Genomic DNA, 17,629 nt, shown 5'->3' with positions numbered 1-17,629 from the left:
ATCTTAGAAATGCAACTGAACAAAGTGCTGAAGGGGCTGATGATCGCTCTGCCTGTAATGGCAATCGCGGCGTGTTCTTCCAACAAGAATGCAAGCAACGACCAGAGCGGCGAAGGCATGATGGGTGCCGGCACTGGTATGGACGCTAACGGTAACGGCAACATGTCTTCTGAAGAGCAAGCGCGTCTTCAGATGCAGCAGCTGCAGCAGAACAACATTGTTTACTTCGATCTGGACAAGTATGACATCCGTTCTGACTTCGCTGCGATGCTGGATGCGCACGCAAACTTCCTGCGTAGCAACCCATCTTACAAAGTCACCGTAGAAGGTCATGCGGACGAACGTGGTACTCCTGAGTACAACATCTCCCTGGGTGAGCGTCGTGCAAACGCCGTTAAGATGTACCTGCAGGGTAAAGGCGTTTCTGCTGACCAGATCTCCATCGTTTCTTACGGTAAAGAAAAACCTGCAGTACTGGGTCATGACGAAGCGGCTTACTCCAAAAACCGTCGTGCCGTACTGGTTTACTAAGAGAATTGCATGAGCAGTAACTTCAGACATCAACTATTGAGTCTGTCGTTACTGGTTGGAATAGCGGCCCCCTGGGCCGCTTTTGCTCAGGCACCAATCAGTAGTGTCGGCTCCGGCTCGGTCGAAGACCGCGTCACTCAACTCGAGCGTATTTCTAACGCTCATAGTCAGCTTTTAACCCAACTCCAGCAGCAACTCTCCGATAACCAAAACGATATTGATTCTCTCCGTGGTCAGATTCAGGAAAGTCAGTACCAGTTGAACCAGGTTGTCGAGCGTCAGAAGCAGATCCTGTTGCAGATCGACGGCATGAGCAGCGGTGGTGCTGCGGCGCAACCTGCGGCTGGCGATCAGAGCGGGGCGGCGACAGCCACTCCAGCGCCATCGGCAGATGCGTCAGCCTCAACAGGTGCTCCTGTACAGAGCGGTGACGCGAATACTGACTACAACGCAGCCATTGCCCTGGTACAGGATAAATCGCGTCAGGACGATGCTATCGCGGCGTTTCAGAACTTCGTGAAAAAGTACCCGGATTCAACGTATCAGCCGAATGCCAATTACTGGCTCGGTCAGTTGAATTACAACAAGGGGAAAAAGGATGATGCTGCGTTCTATTTTGCCTCCGTGGTGAAAAATTACCCAAAATCACCTAAAGCGCCTGATGCCATGTTTAAGGTCGGCGTCATCATGCAGGATAAAGGCGACAGCGCGAAAGCGAAGGCCGTTTATCAGCAGGTGGTCACGAAGTACCCTGGCACCGAAGGTGCAAAACAAGCGCAAAAACGTCTTGGATCGATGGGTTGAGTGTCGCATGACCAGAAATCGCATTATTTCTGGTCGTGCTGCCTGATTCGTAAGCAGTTAAGTGATCTTCGTCGAAATTTTTGTTGCGCTGAATTCTTAAATCAGTAATATATGCCGCCGTTGCCAAGGGATATCGAACAGCCCGAAAGCCGCGAAAAAAGTGGGTCGTTAGCTCAGTTGGTAGAGCAGTTGACTTTTAATCAATTGGTCGCAGGTTCGAATCCTGCACGACCCACCACTTAAGATTTTCCTGTAGTACCCGGTAGTATGCGTTGGGTGATTAGCTCAGTTGGTAGAGCACCTCCTTTACACGGAGGGGGTCGGCGGTTCGAGCCCGTCATCACCCACCATTTGGGGCGTTAGCTCAGTTGGTAGAGCAGTTGACTTTTAATCAATTGGTCGCAGGTTCGAATCCTGCACGCCCCACCAATACTACAGTTTTAAGTGAAAATTCAGGCAGCACCCGGAAGGGGCGTTAGCTCAGTTGGTAGAGCAGTTGACTTTTAATCAATTGGTCGCAGGTTCGAATCCTGCACGCCCCACCAGCCTGAATACAATTTGCAAGTCCCGAAAGGGGTCGTTAGCTCAGTTGGTAGAGCAGTTGACTTTTAATCAATTGGTCGCAGGTTCGAATCCTGCACGACCCACCAATTTTAGCATTGTGACTTGATGTTAAATCTCTATGTAAAAAGGCGCCCTAAAGGCGCCTTTTTGCTATCCAAATATTGTGACTTTTTCCGCTCAACGCGCTATCTTGTTTAGTATACAAAACACAATTGTCATATCTTTCGTTCAGAACGCAAAAGAGAGACATTATTGTTAAGCCAGTAAAACGAGAAGCAATGATGAGCGTGATGTTTGATCCTGAAGCCGCAATCTATCCTTTCCCGCCGAAACCCGTGCCACTCAATCGGGACGAAAAAGAGTTTTACCGTGAAAAAATCAAGCGCCTGTTGAAGGAGCGAGATGCGGTGATGGTCGCGCATTACTATACCGATCCCGAAATCCAGCAGCTGGCGGAAGAGACCGGCGGCTGTATCTCCGATTCTCTTGAGATGGCGCGTTTTGGGGCGAAACATCCTGCCTCAACGCTGCTCGTTGCGGGCGTACGCTTCATGGGTGAGACGGCGAAAATCCTCAGCCCGGAAAAAACCATCCTGATGCCTACGCTCAATGCGGAGTGCTCTCTGGATTTAGGCTGTCCGATCGACGAATTCAGCGCGTTTTGCGATGCCCACCCAGACCGTACGGTCGTCGTGTACGCCAACACGTCTGCTGCCGTGAAAGCGCGCGCTGACTGGGTGGTTACTTCCAGCATCGCGGTTGAACTCATTGAGCATCTGGACAGTCTGGGGCAAAAAATCATCTGGGCACCGGATAAGCATCTGGGCAATTACGTGCAGAAGCAAACTGGCGCAGACGTGCTGTGCTGGCAGGGTGCGTGTATTGTGCACGACGAGTTCAAAACTCAGGCGTTGGCGCGCATGAAAGCCCTCTATCCTGAAGCGGCGATTCTGGTGCATCCTGAATCTCCACAGTCGGTGGTCGACATGGCAGATGCGGTCGGCTCCACCAGTCAACTGATTAATGCGGCGAAAACCCTGCCGAACCAGAAACTGATTGTCGCCACCGATCGCGGCATCTTTTATAAAATGCAGCAGGCGGTACCGGACAAAGAGTTGTTCGAAGCGCCGACCGCCGGAGAAGGGGCCACCTGCCGTAGCTGCGCACACTGTCCGTGGATGGCTATGAATGGCCTCAAGGCGATTGCTGAAGGGCTGGAATCTGGCGGAGCGGCACATGAAATCCATGTCGACGCTGCGTTGCGTGAGGGCGCGTTAATTCCGCTTAACCGCATGCTCGATTTTGCGGCTACACTACGCTCCTGAGATGAGATAACGCGTATCACTACGCTCTGGGGAAAAGATGGATTTTTTTAGCACGCAGAACATCCTGGTTCACATACCGATCGGGGCGGGCGGCTACGACCTGTCATGGATTGAAGCCATCGGTACGCTGGCAGGGTTGCTCTGCATCTGGCTGGCGAGTCTGGAGAAGATAAGCAACTATGCATTTGGCCTGATTAACGTCACGCTGTTTGCGATTATCTTTTTCCAGATTCAGCTCTATGCGAGCCTGCTGTTGCAGCTGTTTTTCTTCGCCGCGAACATCTACGGCTGGTACGCCTGGTCGAGGCAAAACAGTGAGAAGGAAGCCGAGCTACAGATTCGCTGGCTGCCTTTACCAAAGGCTATCGCCTGGCTTGTAGCTTGCGTGGTGGCGATTGGTCTGATGACAGTCTTCATCAACCCGGTGTTTGGTTTCCTGACCCGCATTGCGGTGTCGGTGATGTCCAGCCTGGGTTTGAACGTCACAATGCCTGAACTTCAGCCAGATGCTTTCCCGTTCTGGGATTCCAGCATGATGGTGCTGTCTATCGCCGCGATGATCCTGATGACGCGTAAGTACGTAGAGAACTGGCTGTTGTGGGTGATCATCAACGTCATTAGCGTGGTGATTTTCGCGTTGCAGGGCGTCTACGCCATGTCGCTGGAATATCTCCTGCTCACCTTTATCGCCCTGAACGGCAGCCGGATGTGGATTAACAGCGCGCGTCAGCGTGGCTCCCACGCGCTGTCCAGTTAATGGTGGTGATGGTGTGAATGGTCGGACTGTGTCTCATTGAGATGGCAGTCCGACCCGTTGCAGGTCTGATACTCCATCTGGATGGTGGCGTGTGAAATTTCGTAATGATGTTCCAGGAAATGTTGGATACGCCCCAGCAGAGCATCGTGATCGTGCGGCGGAATGACCTGTACGTGCAGGGTCATCACCGGTTTCTCACCGACCAGCCAGACGTGAACATGATGTACATCGCGCACTTCCGGGATATCCCGGCACATTTTGCGTTTTAGCGCCGGAATATCCAGTGACACCGGCGCGCCTTCCAGCAGTTCGTTCACACTCTCTTTTAATAATCCCCATGCGCTGCGCAGCACCAGGCACGAGACCAGTACCGACAGAATAGGGTCGATAGGCGTCCAGCCGGTGTAGATAATTACCAGTGCCGCGACAATAGCACCTACTGATCCCAGCAGATCGCCCAGCACGTGCAGCGCCGCCGCACGTACATTTAGGTTTTTCTCGCTACTGCCACGATGCAAAATCCAGAACGCAAGAATATTAGCCAGCAACCCGGCGACGGCAATCACCATCATCGTCATTCCGGCAACAGGCTGCGGATGGCGGAAACGCTGGAAGGCTTCCCAGACGATTAAGACAGTAATCACTACCAGCGCAATGGCATTGACGAAAGCGGCGAGTGTGGTCAGGCGCAGCCAGCCAAACGTATGGCGTGCATTAGGTGGACGGCGGGCAAATTGCACGGCGATTAACGCGAACAGCAGTGCGGCGGCGTCAGTGAGCATATGACCCGCATCCGCCAGCAGGGCCAGTGAACCAGAAATAAGTCCGCCGACAACCTCGATAACCATAAACGAAGCCGTGATGCCGAAAGCCAGCATCAGACGTTTAGCGTTTTCGTCCCCCGAAGAGTGCGAATGAGAATGCGTGTGCGCCATGAACTCTGTCCTGATGATTTATTATTCTAAGGGTAGATTTTTTAACATTTTGCACAAAAAAGAAAGGGGAGCTTTCGCTCCCCTTCATTTATCCGATCGGGCTGATATTACTGCGTGGTGCCGTCGGTTTTAGTGTCGCTATCGATGCTTTTATCCGGGCATTTCCCATCTTTACACATCGAATTTTTGTGCACTTCATCTTTGGTCATACCGTCATGGTTCATGGTCCCCGAGTCGGTCCCGTTCGGGTGAAGCATAGTACCGCCGCTCGTTCCGCTGCCGGTATTGATGTTGTTGTTATCAACATTATTCGGTGCCAAATTCTGTTTGGCGTCCGGTGCTTCCTGGCCAGCAGCGGCAGCGGCGTTAGCCTGGCCGTTGCTGTCGGAACCCGCCGAGTCTGCGGCCAGTGCTGCCCCGCTTGCCAGGGTTAAGGTGGCGGTCAGAAAAAGGGTTGCCAGTTTAGTCATTTTCATCATGCTGCTCCTGTTCTGGTCGTTATGTGCTGGATAACTTCTTCCAACAGTGCATACGCGAAAGTATTCGCTCAATGGTCAAAGATTCCAGTAACTGAACTTATGTCAGAATGGAATCACGTTAAAATGCATAAATAGAGTGGTTACATTTAAAAAGTTTAGGGCAGATCTCGTTATTCGCTACTTTGTCGCGTTTTTTAGGGGAATTCCAGGAATTATCCGTGTGAAGTGTAAAAGCCCGTTTACACTTCCAGGCTGACAAGTTAGATTGAAAGGATTGCATTCATTAATAAAAATATGTCAGAGCCGGAACGATCATGAATTATCAGAACGACGATTTACGCATTAAAGAGATCAATGAGTTATTACCGCCTGTAGCGCTCCTTGAAAAATTCCCCGCCACTGAAAATGCCGCCAATACGGTTTCCCATGCCCGCAAAGCGATCCACAAGATCCTGAAAGGTAATGACGATCGCCTGCTGGTGGTGATCGGGCCTTGCTCCATCCACGATCCTGCGGCGGCGAAAGAATATGCTGCGCGTCTGCTGACGCTGCGTGAGGAGCTAAAAGGCGAGCTGGAAATCGTCATGCGCGTCTATTTTGAAAAACCGCGTACCACCGTGGGCTGGAAAGGGCTGATCAACGATCCGCATATGGACAATAGCTTCCAGATCAACGACGGCCTGCGCATCGCGCGCAAACTGCTGCTGGAAATTAATGACAGCGGTTTACCGGCAGCGGGCGAGTTTTTGGATATGATCACCCCGCAATACCTGGCTGATTTGATGAGCTGGGGCGCGATTGGTGCGCGTACCACGGAATCTCAGGTTCACCGCGAGCTGGCATCCGGCCTGTCTTGCCCGGTCGGGTTCAAAAACGGCACCGACGGGACCATGAAAGTGGCCATTGATGCAATCAATGCTGCCGGTGCGCCGCACTGCTTCCTGTCTGTGACCAAATGGGGCCACTCGGCTATCGTGAATACCAGCGGGAACGGCGACTGCCATATCATTCTGCGTGGCGGTAAAGAACCAAACTACAGCGCAAAACACGTCGCCGAAGTGAAATCGGGCCTCGAAAAAGCCGGTCTGTCACCGAACGTGATGATCGATTTCAGCCATGCCAACTCCAGCAAGCAGTTTAAAAAGCAGATGGAAGTGGGCGCGGACGTGTGCCAGCAGCTGGTAAACGGCGAGAAAGCTGTGATCGGCGTGATGATTGAAAGCCATCTGGTGGAAGGCAATCAGAACCTGGAGAGCGGAGAGCCGCTGGTATACGGTAAGAGCGTTACCGATGCCTGCATTGGTTGGGAAGATACCGACGCGATCCTGCGTCAACTGGCGAATGCGGTAAAAGCGCGCCGCGCGTAACTCTTTTGCAGGCAATAAAAAAGCGTGGATTGCTCCACGCTTTTTTTATGTCTGGCGAAAAATTACTTCGCTTTACCCTGGTTAGCTACTGCCGCCGCTTTCGCTGCGATTTCGTCAGCGTTGCCCAGGTAGTAACGTTTGATTGGGTTGAAGTTTTCATCGAACTCATACACCAGCGGCACGCCCGTTGGGATGTTCAGTTCGAGGATTTCGTCTTCGCCCATTTTATCCAGGTATTTCACCAGCGCACGCAGGGAGTTACCGTGAGCCGCAACGATCACGCGCTCACCGCTTTTGATGCGTGGCAGAATGGTGTCGTTCCAGTAAGGCACAACGCGATCGATGGTCAGCGCCAGGCTTTCAGTCTGCGGCAGCTCTGCATCGGTCAGTTTCGCGTAACGCGGATCGTGGCCTGGGTAACGCTCATCATCTTTAGTCAGTTCTGGTGGAGTCACCGCAAAACCACGACGCCATTGCTTAACCTGCTCGTCACCGTACTTCTCAGCGGTTTCGGCTTTGTTCAGACCCTGCAGCGCACCGTAGTGACGCTCGTTCAGTTTCCAGGATTTCTCAACCGGCAGCCAGGCCTGGTCCAGTTCGTCCAGCACGTTCCACAGAGTGTGGATGGCACGTTTCAGCACAGAGGTATAAGCAAAATCGAAGCTGAAGCCTTCATCTTTCAGCAGTTTACCTGCAGCTTTTGCTTCGCTGACCCCTTTCTCAGACAGATCAACATCATACCAACCGGTGAAACGGTTTTCGTTATTCCACTGGCTTTCGCCGTGGCGCACCAGAACCAGCTTAGTTACAGCCATATCTCTCTCCTCAAAAGAACCATTAGAATGATAACAATTCTCATTATATTGCCGTGATCGCTCAGGCGGCAACGCTTAACCCTAACCATAGCGAAAATAGTGTCTCAGTGTAAGATGCTTGTGAATTGAGGGTTATGATTTTGTCTGCGATCGGCGCTATTTTCAGCAAGACGGGCAAAAAAAAGCCCTGAGGACGAGGGCCGTAGTGTTATTTTCCGGATGACGCGGCCTGCATAAACCGTAGGTCAGGTAAGCGAAGCGCCACCTGACATTGTGTCAGCGCGCAATAAACTGATATTCAGTCACGCTCACATACTCCTGGCCCGGACGGAGCACGCAGTCAGGCTGCGGCCACTCGGTATGGTTCGGGCTGTCCGGCAGAAACTCGCTTTCAAGCGCCATTCCCTGCCAGTCGCTGTAATCACCTTCCTCACGAGCAGGCGTGCCGCCGAGATAGTTCCCGGAATAGAACTGCAGCGCAGGCGCAGTGGTATACACATTCATTTGCAGCTTTTCATCGGCGGACCAGACCTGTGCGGCAGGCTGAGTCACATCACCCTTCGCTTGTAGCAGGAAGGCATGGTCGTAGCCTTTGACTTTGCGCTGATGATCGTCACTCAGGAAATCCTGGGCGACGGTTTTCGCGCTGCGGAAATCAAAGCTGGTACCCGTAACGGCCTTCAGCCCTTCAAACGGAATGCCCATCTCATCGACCGGAAGATACTCATCGGCAAGGATTTGCAGCTTGTGGTTGCGTACGTCTGTCTGCTCACCGTCGAGATTGAAATAGGCGTGGTTGGTCATATTGACCGGGCAGGGCTGGTCGACCGTTGCACGATATTCAATTGAAATGCGGTTATCTTCCGTCAGGCGGAAGAGGGCAGTGGCGGAAAGATTACCAGGGAATCCCTGGTCGCCATCGGCAGATTCCAGCGCAAACAGCACTTCGCAGTCATTCTGCTGCACAATTTGCCAGCGGCGTTTGTCGAAACCTTCTGGCCCGCCGTGCAGCTGGTTTTCACCCTGGCTTGGCAGAAGAACATAATCTTTGCCTTCCAGAGAGAAACGGCTTTTGGCGATACGGTTGGCGTAGCGGCCAACGGATGCGCCAAGATACGCCGCCTGATTCACATAAAGTTCCGGCGATGCACAGCCGAGCAGAGTTTCGCGCACGCTGCCGTCGGGCATCGGGACGCGGGCGGAAAGTAGCGTTGCACCCCAGTCCATGACCGTAACTACCATCCCTGCACTGTTACGCAGGGTTAGCATGCGATACGACAGACCATCAGGTGCGAGGGTTGGCGTTTCGTTTAGCACTGTCCAGCTCCTTGGGTGGCTTTGCAGACGTAGAAGGTCTCTTTGATGCCCGTTTTGGCTTCGTACTGTTTCGCCACGGCATCCTGAACGGCAGGAACCAGCTCTTCCGGGATCAGCGCGACAATGCAGCCGCCGAACCCGCCGCCGGTCATGCGCACGCCGCCTTTATCGCCGATAGTCGCCTTCACGATCTCCACCAGGGTATCGATCTGCGGGACGGTTATCTCAAAATCATCGCGCATGGAGGCGTGGGATTCCGCCATCAGTTCACCGATGCGTTTCAGATCGCCTTTTTCCAGCGCAGAAGCGGCTTCTACAGTACGGGCGTTTTCAGTCAGAACGTGACGAACGCGTTTGGCCACAATCGGGTCTAACTCGTGCGCCACTTTATTGAATTCATTCAACGTGACATCACGCAGTTTTGGCTGCTGGAAGAAGCGCGCGCCAGTTTCGCACTGTTCGCGGCGGGTATTGTACTCACTGCCGACCAGCGTACGTTTGAAGTTGCTGTTGATGATCACTACCGCCGCGCCTTTTGGCAGGGAAACGGCTTTGGTGCCGAGCGTGCGGCAATCGATCAGCAGCGCGTGCTCTTTTTTGCCCAGAGCGGAGATCAACTGGTCCATGATTCCGCAGTTACAGCCGACGAACTGGTTCTCGGCTTCCTGACCGTTCAGCGCAATCTGCGCGCCATCCAGCGGCAGATGATACAGCTGCTGGAAAACGGTGCCGACCGCCACTTCCAGCGAGGCCGAGGAGCTTAAACCCGCGCCCTGCGGGACGTTGCCGGTAATGACCAGATCCGCACCGCCGAAGTTTTTATTGCGCTTTTGCAGGTGTTTCACCACCCCGCGCACATAGTTGGACCACTGCTGGGTGTCGTGGGCCACAATCGGTGCGTCGAGAGAAAATTCATCGATTTGATTGTCATAATCGGCCGCAATCACGCGGACCTTGCGGTCGTCGCGTTTGGCGCAGCGGATCACGGTCTGATAATCAATTGCACAAGGCAGAACGAAACCGTCGTTGTAATCGGTATGCTCACCGATCAGATTGACGCGGCCTGGAGCCTGAATCGCGTGAGTGGCAGGGTAGCCGAATTTTTCAGCAAACAGGGATTGTGTTTTATCTTTCAGATTCATTTATTAGACTCCTGATTCGCGGTAATGGACATCGCTGACAGCGCGCAGACGTTCTGCCGCCTGTTCTGCCGTCAGGTCGCGCTGGGTTTCAGCCAGCATCTCATAGCCCACCATAAATTTACGCACCGTCGCAGAACGCAGTAGCGGCGGATAAAAATGGGCGTGTAACTGCCAGTGCTGATTTTCTTCGCCGTTAAACGGTGCGCCGTGCCAGCCCATTGAATAAGGGAATGAGCACTGGAACAGATTGTCATAGCGACTGGTCAGTTTTTTCAGCGCCAGCGCCAGATCGTCACGCTGGGCGTCGCTCAAGTCGGTGATACGCAGAACGTGGGCTTTCGGCAGGAGCAGCGTTTCAAACGGCCACGCCGCCCAATACGGCACCACGGCCAGCCAGTGTTCAGTTTCGACGACCGTGCGGCTGCCGTCTGCCATCTCGCGCTGAACGTAATCCGCCAGCAGCGCTGACTGGTTTTCGTCGTAATAAACCTTTTGCAGACGATCTTCACGCTCGACTTCATTCGGCAGGAAGCTGTTCGCCCATACCTGGCCGTGCGGGTGCGGGTTAGAACAGCCCATCGCCGCGCCTTTATTTTCAAACACCTGCACCCACGGATAATCCTGACCCAGCTCGGCAGTCTGCTGTTGCCAGGTGGTGATCACGTCGGTGAGGGCGCTCAGGCTCAGTTCCGGCAGCGTTTTGCTGTGATCTGGCGAGAAGCAGATTACGCGGCTGGTACCGCGCGCGCTTTCGCAGCGCATCAGCGGATCTTCACTTTCCGGAGCGTCCGGGGTGTCGGTCATCAGCGCGGCAAAATCGTTAGTAAACACGTACGTGCTTTTGTAATCCGGGTTTTTATCGCCAGTGACGCGGGTATTGCCCGGACACAGGAAGCAATCCGGGTCATGCTGCGGTAGCGTCTGTTTGGCTGGCGTCTCTTGTGCACCCTGCCACGGACGCTTCGCACGATGCGGAGACACCAAAATCCATTGCCCGGTTAACGGGTTAAAACGCCGATGCGGATGATCGACGGGGTTGAATTGAGTCATGTCGGGTCCTTAATCCGGATAGCCTTGTGGATGGCGCGACTGCCAGTGCCAGGTATCCTGTGCCATTTCATCCAGCGTGCGGGTGACGCGCCAGTTCAGCTCTTTATCGGCTTTGGTGGCATCGGCCCAGTACGCGGGAAGATCGCCATCGCGGCGCGGGGCGAAGTGATATGCCACTGGTTTACCGCAGGCTTTGCTGAAGGCGTTAACCACATCAAGTACGCTGCTGCCCACGCCTGCACCGAGGTTGTAGATATGCACGCCCGGTTTATTCGCCAGCTGCTGCATCGCAGCGACGTGACCATCGGCCAGGTCCATCACGTGGATATAATCGCGCACGCCAGTCCCATCTTCGGTCGGATAGTCGTTGCCAAAAATCGCCAGCGAGTCACGACGTCCTACCGCCACCTGAGCGATGTACGGCATCAGGTTATTCGGGATACCCTGCGGATCTTCACCCATATCGCCTGACGGATGGGCGCCAACCGGGTTGAAATAACGCAGCAGGGCGATGCTCCAGTCGGGCTGTGCTTTTTGCAGGTCAGCCAGAATCTGTTCCACCATCAGCTTACTTTTGCCGTACGGGCTTTGCGGCGTACCGGTCGGGAAGCTTTCGACGTAAGGGATTTTCGGCTGGTCGCCGTACACGGTGGCAGAAGAACTGAAGATGAAGTTCTTCACGTTTGCAGCGCGCATGGCGGCAATCAGGCGCAGCGTTCCGTTGACGTTGTTATCGTAGTATTCGAGGGGTTTGGCGACTGACTCGCCGACCGCTTTAAGACCGGCGAAGTGGATAACCGTATCGATGGCATGGTCGTGAAGGATTTCGGTCATCAGCGCTTCGTTGCGGATATCGCCTTCCACAAAGGTGGGCTGTTTTCCGCTCAGGCGCTCAATGACGGGCAGCACGCTGCGCTTACTGTTACACAGGTTGTCGAGGATGATGACATCGTGGCCATTTTGCAGCAGTTGCACACAGGTATGACTTCCAATGTAACCGCTACCACCCGTTACCAGAACTCGCATATTTCGCTCCATTAGGCTTATGGTATGTAATAACCATAGCATAACAGAGACGCGAAAAGTGTGACATGGGATAAAATAGTGGAATCGGTTACACTGAATTACACAGTCAATTTCACAGCGAATCAGCGCATTGTAAATCAAAGAGATAGTGATGTATTGCTGCCAGTTATCTGAAAAAGGGGACTGCAGTCCCCTTTAAGACGATGCTCAGCGAATGCGGTCTAACTGATAGCGATAGCCTTCACCCTCAGGAACAAACTCCAGCCGGTGCGTGATGCAGGACGGGGCATCCTCTGCGTGATGTGAGACGAACAGCAGCTGGGTTTCGCCTTCGCTAATTAACACATCAACAAAACGGCGGATCAGCTGACGATTCAGCGGATCGAGTCCCTGCAACGGTTCGTCCAGAATCAGCAAAGTAGGGTGTTTCACCAGCGCGCGCACGATCAGCGCCAGACGCTGTTGCCCCCACGACAAACTGTGGAACGGTGCATCCGCCACGCGTTTATCCATCCCCAGAATATCCAGCCACTGTTGCGCCAGCTTGTGCTGCTTGTCGGACACCGCCTGATAAATGCCGATTGAATCGAAATATCCGGACAAAATCACGTTACGCACCGTGGTGCTAACGCGGTAATCCAGGTGCAGGCTGCTGCTGACGTAGCCGATATGCTTTTTAATATCCCAGATGGTCTCCCCGCTGCCGCGCCGACGGCCAAACAGGTTCAAATCATTGCTGTAGCCCTGGGGATGATCGCCGGTAATCAGGCTTAGCAGGGTTGATTTCCCCGCGCCATTGGGACCGGTGATTTGCCAGTGTTCGCCCGGATTCACCGTCCAGCTTAGCCGATCGAGAATCGGGCGATCGTTATAAGATACGCTGCCATTTTTCAGCTCAATGCGCGGCTGGTGGCTGTCCAGTAAATGCCGTGCCGGAGGGGCGTCGGGTTCCGGAAGTGCAATCCCGTCGAGTTTTTCGCTGTGCGCCAGTTGGGCAATCAGCGCCTGCTGTAAAAGCGTGTCTTTCTCGCCGGTTTCGGTTAAAGAGCAATCCGCCAGCACGCCTGCGTACTGCACAAACTCAGGGATTTCATCGAAGCGGTTAAGCACCAGCACCAGGGTATAACCCTGTTGATTGAGCGTGGCTAACAGTGATGCCAGCTGCGCGCGGGAGTGGACGTCCAGGCCGTCAAAGGGTTCGTCGAGGATCAGCAGATCCGGCTCGCTCATCAGCGCTTGGCACAGCAGGGTTTTGCGCGTTTCGCCGGTAGAGAGGTATTTGAAGCGCCTGTCCAGCAGGCCGGTAATGCCGAAAAGTTCCGCTAACTGCTGACAGCGGGCCGTGTCTTTTCGCTCATCCTGAATGATTTCTGCGGTGGTCCGCCCGGTGTCGTCCTCACCGGGACTGAGCAGATCGGTGTTATTGCGCTGCCACTCGTCGCTGACCAGTTTTTGCAGCTGTTCGAAGGAGATGCGCGTCAGGCGCGTAAAACTGCACTGGCGTTCGCCGTTCAGCAGGGTGAGTTCACCTGCCAACGCGCGGGCCAGCGCAGATTTTCCGCTGCCGTTGGAGCCGACAAACGCCCAGCTTTCACCGGCGCGTAAGGTTAAATCAGGCAGAGAAAGTGTTTTTGTGTCGCTAAGACGAAACGTGCCTTGCGAAATTTGCAATGACGACATGAGTTATCCCATTTTTTGCAGCGATAGAGTTCAGGAATACTCACTGCCGTCATCTTTGTCAACGCACTTAACACAACGTGGCGATAATTACCCGGTCAGCGTTGAACCAGGCGGTGACGTTCGCGCCTTCGGTCAAATCTTCTGCATCAGACAGTGGCACTGTGGCACAGAGCACTTGTCCATCCGGCAGGGTCATTAGCACTTCGCACTGTTCTTCGCCGCGCGAAATGTGGCTGATGGCACCGTGCAGCTGGTTATCAGCCTCTTTGGCTTGTTCTGCATCCTGCGTGATATTCACCCACGGCGCTTTGAGCAACACCAGCACCTCTTTGCCTTCGTCCAGCCCCAGCCGCTCGCCGCTTTGCGCGGTAATCGCCACTTTGAGCCGTGTCGTGCCGTCGGCCAGCAAAATATCGACATGCTGCTGCACCTGATCATGGTCGCGCGCCGTCACGGTGCCAAACCATTGGTTTCGTGCGCTGGTTTGCAGTGAGAAGCGGGAGATGGCCGCCAGCAGGCTATCGAGGGGAAGGGCATCGTCATCGCTCAGGACATCAAAGGCTTTCTGCTGGATTTGTGCCAGCAGATCATAAAGCTGAATCAGGCGCTGGCCGTAGCGAGTCAGAATAGCGCCGCCACCGCCTTTGCCGCCCGTCGCGCGATCGACCAGCGTCTGTTCGCTCAGGGTATTCATCTCATTGATGGCGTCCCAGGCACTTTTATAGCTAATGCCAGCATTCTTCGCGCCCTGGCTAATTGAGCCGGTTTGTTCTATCTGTTTAAGCAGGGCAATGCGTCGCGGATCGGCGAAAAGCTTCTGCTGAAGTCGAAGGGTAAGGAGAATTTCGGCCTGCATAAGACGGTGTCCTGGCAAAAAGCGTATTGTGACCCAATTGCCCCACAGCGCAAAGTCTACCGCACAAAAGGGGATGTTTTTCTGACTTTCCAGGGTAGAATACGCCATTCACAGTGTCTGGAGAAAACCATGTTAGAGTTATTGAAAAGTCTGGTATTCGCCGTGATCATGGTACCCGTAGTGATGGCCATCATCCTCGGCGCCATCTACGGCCTGGGTGAAGTGTTCAACCTCTTTTCGAACATTGGTCACAAAGACCAGCCTAAAAAGCAGCATTGATTCCTTTCAAAACGCCCGGCAAGTCCGGGCGTTTTGCCCTCAAGTTTCTGCCTTTCCCGCCGATAGTTAACTTTGCATCAGGTTTGTTTACCCCTTAGACGGTACGATTTAACGCTAGGTTATCCTTACAGTTATCGTTATATTTATAGATATATAACGACACTCACAGGAGCTACAAATGGCACGTACATGGTTACGCCTTTTCGCAGGGGCAACACTGACACTTTCCGTCGCCGGACATGCACTGGCTGACGAAGGTAAAATCACGGTCTTTGCGGCGGCGTCGCTGACCAACGCCATGCAGGACATTGCGGCGCAGTACAAGAAAGAGAAAAATGTTGAGGTTGTCTCTTCGTTCGCCTCTTCTTCAACGCTGGCTCGCCAGATTGAAGCCGGTGCGCCTGCCGATCTGTTTATTTCTGCCGACCAGAAATGGATGGATTACGCGGTTGAGAAAAAATCTATTGATACGGCAACCCGCGAAACTCTGCTGGGTAACAGCCTGGTCGTTGTTGCGCCAAAAGCCAGCGCACAGGGCGAGTTCACTATTAATAAAGACACCAACTGGACCAGCCTGCTGAAAGAGGGCCGTCTGGCGGTGGGCGATCCGGACCACGTTCCGGCGGGTATCTACGCGAAAGAAGCGCTGCAAAAACTGGGGGCGTGGGATACATTGTCACCAAAACTGGCTCCGGCTGAAGATGTGCGTGGCGCACTGGCGCTGGTCGAGCGCAACGAAGCACCGCTGGGCATTGTCTATGGCTCCGATGCGGTTGCCGGTAAAGGCGTGAAAGTCGTCGGTACGTTCCCGGAAGACTCGCACAAGAAAGTGGAATACCCGGTAGCCATTGTTGATGGACATAAAAATGCGACGGTCAGTGCCTTCTACGATTATCTGAAAGGGCCTGAAGCGTCAGCCATCTTTAAACGTTACGGATTTACGACTCACTAATGATATTGACCGATCCTGAATGGCAGGCCGTGCTGCTGAGCCTTAAAGTCTCTTCCCTGGCAGTTGCCTTTAGTTTGCCCTTTGGGATCTTCTTTGCCTGGTTACTGGTGCGTTGTCGGTTTCCGGGCAAAGCTCTGCTCGACAGTGTTCTCCATCTTCCTCTCGTGTTGCCGCCGGTGGTGGTCGGTTACTTATTGCTGATTGCGATGGGGCGACGCGGTTTTATCGGCCAGTATTTGTATGACTGGTTCGGCCTGACGTTTGCCTTTAGCTGGCGCGGCGCGGTACTGGCAGCGGCGGTGATGTCGTTCCCGCTGATGGTGCGAGCCATTCGCCTGGCGCTGGAAGGTGTTGACATCAAGCTGGAGCAGGCGGCGCGCACCTTAGGTGCCGGGCGCTGGCGCGTGTTCTTCACCATCACGCTACCCCTCACGCTGCCGGGTATTATTGTCGGCACGGTGCTGGCGTTTGCCCGCTCGCTTGGCGAATTTGGCGCGACCATTACCTTCGTGTCTAACATTCCCGGCGAAACCCGCACCATTCCGTCGGCGATGTATACCCTGATTCAGACACCGGGCGGTGAAGGCGCTGCCGCACGGCTGTGCATTATCTCCATCGTGCTGGCGCTGGTGTCACTGCTGGTTTCTGAATGGCTGGCGCGTCTGAGCCGCGAGCGGATGGGGAAATAATCATGCTTGAACTTAACTTTAGCCAGACGCTGGGCAACCACTGCCTGACGCTCAATGAAACATTGCCTGCATCTGGCATCACCGCTGTTTTTGGTGTGTCGGGTGCGGGAAAAACCTCGCTGATTAATGCCATCAGCGGGCTGACGCGCCCGCAAACGGGCCGCATAGTGCTCAACAATCGCGTGCTGCACGACGTTGAAAAGAAGATTTACCTTGCGCCTGAAAAACGGCGCATCGGCTATGTATTCCAGGATGCGCGACTGTTCCCGCACTACAAAGTGCGCGGCAATCTGCGCTACGGCATGGCAAAAAGTATGGCCGGACAGTTTGATAATCTGGTCAATCTACTCGGTATTGAGCCATTGCTGGAACGCCTTCCGTCGTCACTTTCTGGCGGCGAAAAGCAGCGTGTGGCGATTGGGCGCGCGCTGTTAACCGCGCCGGAATTACTGTTGCTGGATGAACCGCTGGCCTCGCTGGATTTACCGCGTAAACGCGAGCTGCTGCCGTATTTGCAGCGTCTGGCGCGCGAGATAAACATTCCGATGCTCTACGTCAGCCATTCGCTGGATGAAATTCTGCACCTGGCGGACAACGTGCTGGTGCTTGAAAACGGCAGCGTCAAAGCCTTTGGTCCGCTGGAGGAAGTGTGGGGCAGCAGCGTGATGCACCCGTGGCTGCCGAAAGAGCAGCAGAGCAGCGTTCTGAAGGTCAGCGTGCTGGAGCACCATCCGCACTACGCCATGACCGCGCTGGCGCTGGGCGATCAGCATCTGTGGGTCAATAAAATCGACAAGCCGCTGCAATCCGCGCTGCGCATTCGTATTCAGGCATCTGACGTTTCTCTGGTGCTGCAGCCGCCGCTGCAAACCAGTATCCGTAATATTCTGCGCGCCAAAGTGGCGCAGTGTCTGGACGATAACGGGCAGGTGGAAGTGCAGCTGGAAGTGGGGAGCAAAAAGCTGTGGGCGCGCATCAGCCCGTGGGCCAGGGATGAGCTGGGCATCAAACCTGGCCTGTGGCTTTACGCGCAGATTAAGAGCGTGTCGATCACCACCTAG

The 17,629-nt window shown here is 54.2% G+C and carries 18 protein-coding genes and 5 tRNA genes; 14 read left to right on the top strand and 9 right to left on the bottom strand.

Translation table 11 applies throughout. The features are described 5' to 3' along the window. Positions 1 to 9 precede the first annotated feature (9 nt). The 9 genes from pal to pnuC all read left to right on the top strand — a co-directional run bounded on the left by pal (position 10) and on the right by pnuC (position 3,981). Entirely contained in the window at positions 10 to 531 is a 522-nt protein-coding gene (pal, locus tag C3708_RS06365) for a peptidoglycan-associated lipoprotein Pal (RefSeq protein WP_003858578.1), read from the top strand. Positions 532 to 540: 9 nt separating this feature from the next. After that, positions 541 to 1,335 (top strand): cell division protein CpoB, encoded by a 795-nt coding sequence (gene cpoB / locus C3708_RS06360; protein ID WP_095281287.1) that lies wholly within the window; start codon positions 541 to 543, stop codon positions 1,333 to 1,335. A 162-nt stretch (positions 1,336 to 1,497) separates the two neighbouring features. Then, positions 1,498 to 1,573 (top strand) — tRNA-Lys (locus C3708_RS06355). Between the two features lie 36 nt (positions 1,574 to 1,609). Beyond that, positions 1,610 to 1,685, top strand: a tRNA-Val gene (locus tag C3708_RS06350). 3 nt (positions 1,686 to 1,688) lie between these two features. Further along, positions 1,689 to 1,764 (top strand) — tRNA-Lys (locus C3708_RS06345). Between the two features lie 40 nt (positions 1,765 to 1,804). Continuing rightward, positions 1,805 to 1,880, top strand: a tRNA-Lys gene (locus C3708_RS06340). A gap of 29 nt (positions 1,881 to 1,909) precedes the next feature. Then, positions 1,910 to 1,985 (top strand) — tRNA-Lys (locus C3708_RS06335). 195 nt (positions 1,986 to 2,180) lie between these two features. Continuing rightward, positions 2,181 to 3,224 carry a quinolinate synthase NadA gene (gene nadA / locus C3708_RS06330; protein WP_103948783.1) on the top strand — a complete coding sequence of 348 codons (1,044 nt, stop codon included), beginning with the start codon at positions 2,181 to 2,183 and terminating at the stop codon, positions 3,222 to 3,224. Positions 3,225 to 3,261: 37 nt separating this feature from the next. Next, complete coding sequence (gene pnuC / locus C3708_RS06325) at positions 3,262 to 3,981, top strand: nicotinamide riboside transporter PnuC (RefSeq protein WP_103948782.1); 720 nt, start codon at positions 3,262 to 3,264, stop codon at positions 3,979 to 3,981. On the opposite strand, the gene zitB is transcribed toward pnuC, so the two are convergent. Next, positions 3,978 to 4,916, bottom strand: a complete 939-nt coding sequence (zitB, locus tag C3708_RS06320; RefSeq protein ID WP_103946966.1) for a CDF family zinc transporter ZitB — start codon at positions 4,914 to 4,916, stop codon at positions 3,978 to 3,980. The two genes, pnuC and zitB, sit on opposite strands and share 4 nt — an antisense overlap. Positions 4,917 to 5,023: 107 nt before the next feature. Next, entirely contained in the window at positions 5,024 to 5,392 is a 369-nt protein-coding gene (locus tag C3708_RS06315; protein WP_095281291.1) for a protein YbgS, read from the bottom strand. Between the two features lie 317 nt (positions 5,393 to 5,709). On the opposite strand from C3708_RS06315, the gene aroG reads away from it, so the two are divergent. Then, a complete protein-coding gene (gene aroG, locus C3708_RS06310; RefSeq protein WP_103948781.1) occupies positions 5,710 to 6,762 on the top strand; it encodes a 3-deoxy-7-phosphoheptulonate synthase AroG in 1,053 nt (350 codons plus the stop codon). Positions 6,763 to 6,824: 62 nt separating this feature from the next. Here the strand turns inward: aroG and gpmA are convergent, their stop codons facing one another. From gpmA to modE, 7 genes are all read right to left on the bottom strand, one after another. Beyond that, positions 6,825 to 7,577 carry a 2,3-diphosphoglycerate-dependent phosphoglycerate mutase gene (gene gpmA / locus C3708_RS06305; RefSeq protein ID WP_102105244.1) on the bottom strand — a complete coding sequence of 251 codons (753 nt, stop codon included), beginning with the start codon at positions 7,575 to 7,577 and terminating at the stop codon, positions 6,825 to 6,827. A gap of 276 nt (positions 7,578 to 7,853) precedes the next feature. Then, positions 7,854 to 8,894: a galactose-1-epimerase gene (gene galM / locus C3708_RS06300; protein WP_103948780.1), complete on the bottom strand. Its 1,041-nt coding sequence runs from the start codon at positions 8,892 to 8,894 to the stop codon at positions 7,854 to 7,856. Next, positions 8,888 to 10,036 (bottom strand): galactokinase, encoded by a 1,149-nt coding sequence (galK, locus tag C3708_RS06295; protein ID WP_103948779.1) that lies wholly within the window; start codon positions 10,034 to 10,036, stop codon positions 8,888 to 8,890. The genes galM and galK overlap by 7 nt, the downstream gene beginning before the upstream one ends. Positions 10,037 to 10,039: 3 nt before the next feature. Continuing rightward, on the bottom strand, positions 10,040 to 11,086 hold the full coding sequence (gene galT / locus C3708_RS06290) for a galactose-1-phosphate uridylyltransferase (RefSeq protein WP_103948778.1): 1,047 nt from the start codon (positions 11,084 to 11,086) through the stop codon (positions 10,040 to 10,042). A 9-nt stretch (positions 11,087 to 11,095) separates the two neighbouring features. Beyond that, positions 11,096 to 12,112, bottom strand: a complete 1,017-nt coding sequence (gene galE / locus C3708_RS06285) for a UDP-glucose 4-epimerase GalE (protein WP_103946963.1) — start codon at positions 12,110 to 12,112, stop codon at positions 11,096 to 11,098. A gap of 207 nt (positions 12,113 to 12,319) precedes the next feature. Beyond that, positions 12,320 to 13,792 (bottom strand): molybdate ABC transporter ATP-binding protein ModF, encoded by a 1,473-nt coding sequence (gene modF, locus C3708_RS06280; RefSeq protein WP_103948777.1) that lies wholly within the window; start codon positions 13,790 to 13,792, stop codon positions 12,320 to 12,322. A 67-nt stretch (positions 13,793 to 13,859) separates the two neighbouring features. Then, positions 13,860 to 14,648, bottom strand: a complete 789-nt coding sequence (gene modE, locus C3708_RS06275; RefSeq protein WP_095281299.1) for a molybdenum-dependent transcriptional regulator — start codon at positions 14,646 to 14,648, stop codon at positions 13,860 to 13,862. A gap of 129 nt (positions 14,649 to 14,777) precedes the next feature. On the opposite strand from modE, the gene C3708_RS06270 reads away from it, so the two are divergent. The 4 genes from C3708_RS06270 to modC all read left to right on the top strand — a co-directional run bounded on the left by C3708_RS06270 (position 14,778) and on the right by modC (position 17,629). Next, the gene (locus C3708_RS06270) at positions 14,778 to 14,927 is read left to right on the top strand and encodes an AcrZ family multidrug efflux pump-associated protein (protein ID WP_032638956.1); all 150 of its coding nucleotides are present in this window, start codon (positions 14,778 to 14,780) and stop codon (positions 14,925 to 14,927) included. A 178-nt stretch (positions 14,928 to 15,105) separates the two neighbouring features. Beyond that, positions 15,106 to 15,879 carry a molybdate ABC transporter substrate-binding protein gene (modA, locus tag C3708_RS06265; RefSeq protein ID WP_095281300.1) on the top strand — a complete coding sequence of 258 codons (774 nt, stop codon included), beginning with the start codon at positions 15,106 to 15,108 and terminating at the stop codon, positions 15,877 to 15,879. Next, complete coding sequence (gene modB, locus C3708_RS06260; protein WP_095281301.1) at positions 15,879 to 16,568, top strand: molybdate ABC transporter permease subunit; 690 nt, start codon at positions 15,879 to 15,881, stop codon at positions 16,566 to 16,568. The genes modA and modB overlap by 1 nt, the downstream gene beginning before the upstream one ends. A 2-nt stretch (positions 16,569 to 16,570) precedes the next feature. Further along, complete coding sequence (gene modC, locus C3708_RS06255; protein ID WP_103946961.1) at positions 16,571 to 17,629, top strand: molybdenum ABC transporter ATP-binding protein ModC; 1,059 nt, start codon at positions 16,571 to 16,573, stop codon at positions 17,627 to 17,629.

The organism is Lelliottia sp. 7254-16 (assembly GCF_002922995.1).
In the GTDB taxonomy this organism is placed as follows: domain Bacteria; phylum Pseudomonadota; class Gammaproteobacteria; order Enterobacterales; family Enterobacteriaceae; genus Enterobacter; species Enterobacter jeotgali.
The sequence above is the reverse complement of the archived record's forward strand: the minus strand, read 5'-3'. Positions and strand labels throughout refer to the sequence as shown.

What these genes read in the sequence shown, in the direction of transcription:
- pal (WP_003858578.1), top strand. Translation starts at nt 10, where the DNA reads ATGCAACTGAACAAAGTGCTGAAGGGGCTGATGATCGCTCTGCCTGTA.
- cpoB (WP_095281287.1), top strand. Translation starts at nt 541, where the DNA reads ATGAGCAGTAACTTCAGACATCAACTATTGAGTCTGTCGTTACTGGTT.
- nadA (WP_103948783.1), top strand. Translation starts at nt 2,181, where the DNA reads ATGAGCGTGATGTTTGATCCTGAAGCCGCAATCTATCCTTTCCCGCCG.
- pnuC (WP_103948782.1), top strand. Translation starts at nt 3,262, where the DNA reads ATGGATTTTTTTAGCACGCAGAACATCCTGGTTCACATACCGATCGGG.
- zitB (WP_103946966.1), bottom strand. Translation starts at nt 4,916, where the DNA reads ATGGCGCACACGCATTCTCATTCGCACTCTTCGGGGGACGAAAACGCT.
- C3708_RS06315 (WP_095281291.1), bottom strand. Translation starts at nt 5,392, where the DNA reads ATGAAAATGACTAAACTGGCAACCCTTTTTCTGACCGCCACCTTAACC.
- aroG (WP_103948781.1), top strand. Translation starts at nt 5,710, where the DNA reads ATGAATTATCAGAACGACGATTTACGCATTAAAGAGATCAATGAGTTA.
- gpmA (WP_102105244.1), bottom strand. Translation starts at nt 7,577, where the DNA reads ATGGCTGTAACTAAGCTGGTTCTGGTGCGCCACGGCGAAAGCCAGTGG.
- galK (WP_103948779.1), bottom strand. Translation starts at nt 10,036, where the DNA reads ATGAATCTGAAAGATAAAACACAATCCCTGTTTGCTGAAAAATTCGGC.
- galT (WP_103948778.1), bottom strand. Translation starts at nt 11,086, where the DNA reads ATGACTCAATTCAACCCCGTCGATCATCCGCATCGGCGTTTTAACCCG.
- galE (WP_103946963.1), bottom strand. Translation starts at nt 12,112, where the DNA reads ATGCGAGTTCTGGTAACGGGTGGTAGCGGTTACATTGGAAGTCATACC.
- modF (WP_103948777.1), bottom strand. Translation starts at nt 13,792, where the DNA reads ATGTCGTCATTGCAAATTTCGCAAGGCACGTTTCGTCTTAGCGACACA.
- modE (WP_095281299.1), bottom strand. Translation starts at nt 14,648, where the DNA reads ATGCAGGCCGAAATTCTCCTTACCCTTCGACTTCAGCAGAAGCTTTTC.
- C3708_RS06270 (WP_032638956.1), top strand. Translation starts at nt 14,778, where the DNA reads ATGTTAGAGTTATTGAAAAGTCTGGTATTCGCCGTGATCATGGTACCC.
- modA (WP_095281300.1), top strand. Translation starts at nt 15,106, where the DNA reads ATGGCACGTACATGGTTACGCCTTTTCGCAGGGGCAACACTGACACTT.
- modB (WP_095281301.1), top strand. Translation starts at nt 15,879, where the DNA reads ATGATATTGACCGATCCTGAATGGCAGGCCGTGCTGCTGAGCCTTAAA.
- modC (WP_103946961.1), top strand. Translation starts at nt 16,571, where the DNA reads ATGCTTGAACTTAACTTTAGCCAGACGCTGGGCAACCACTGCCTGACG.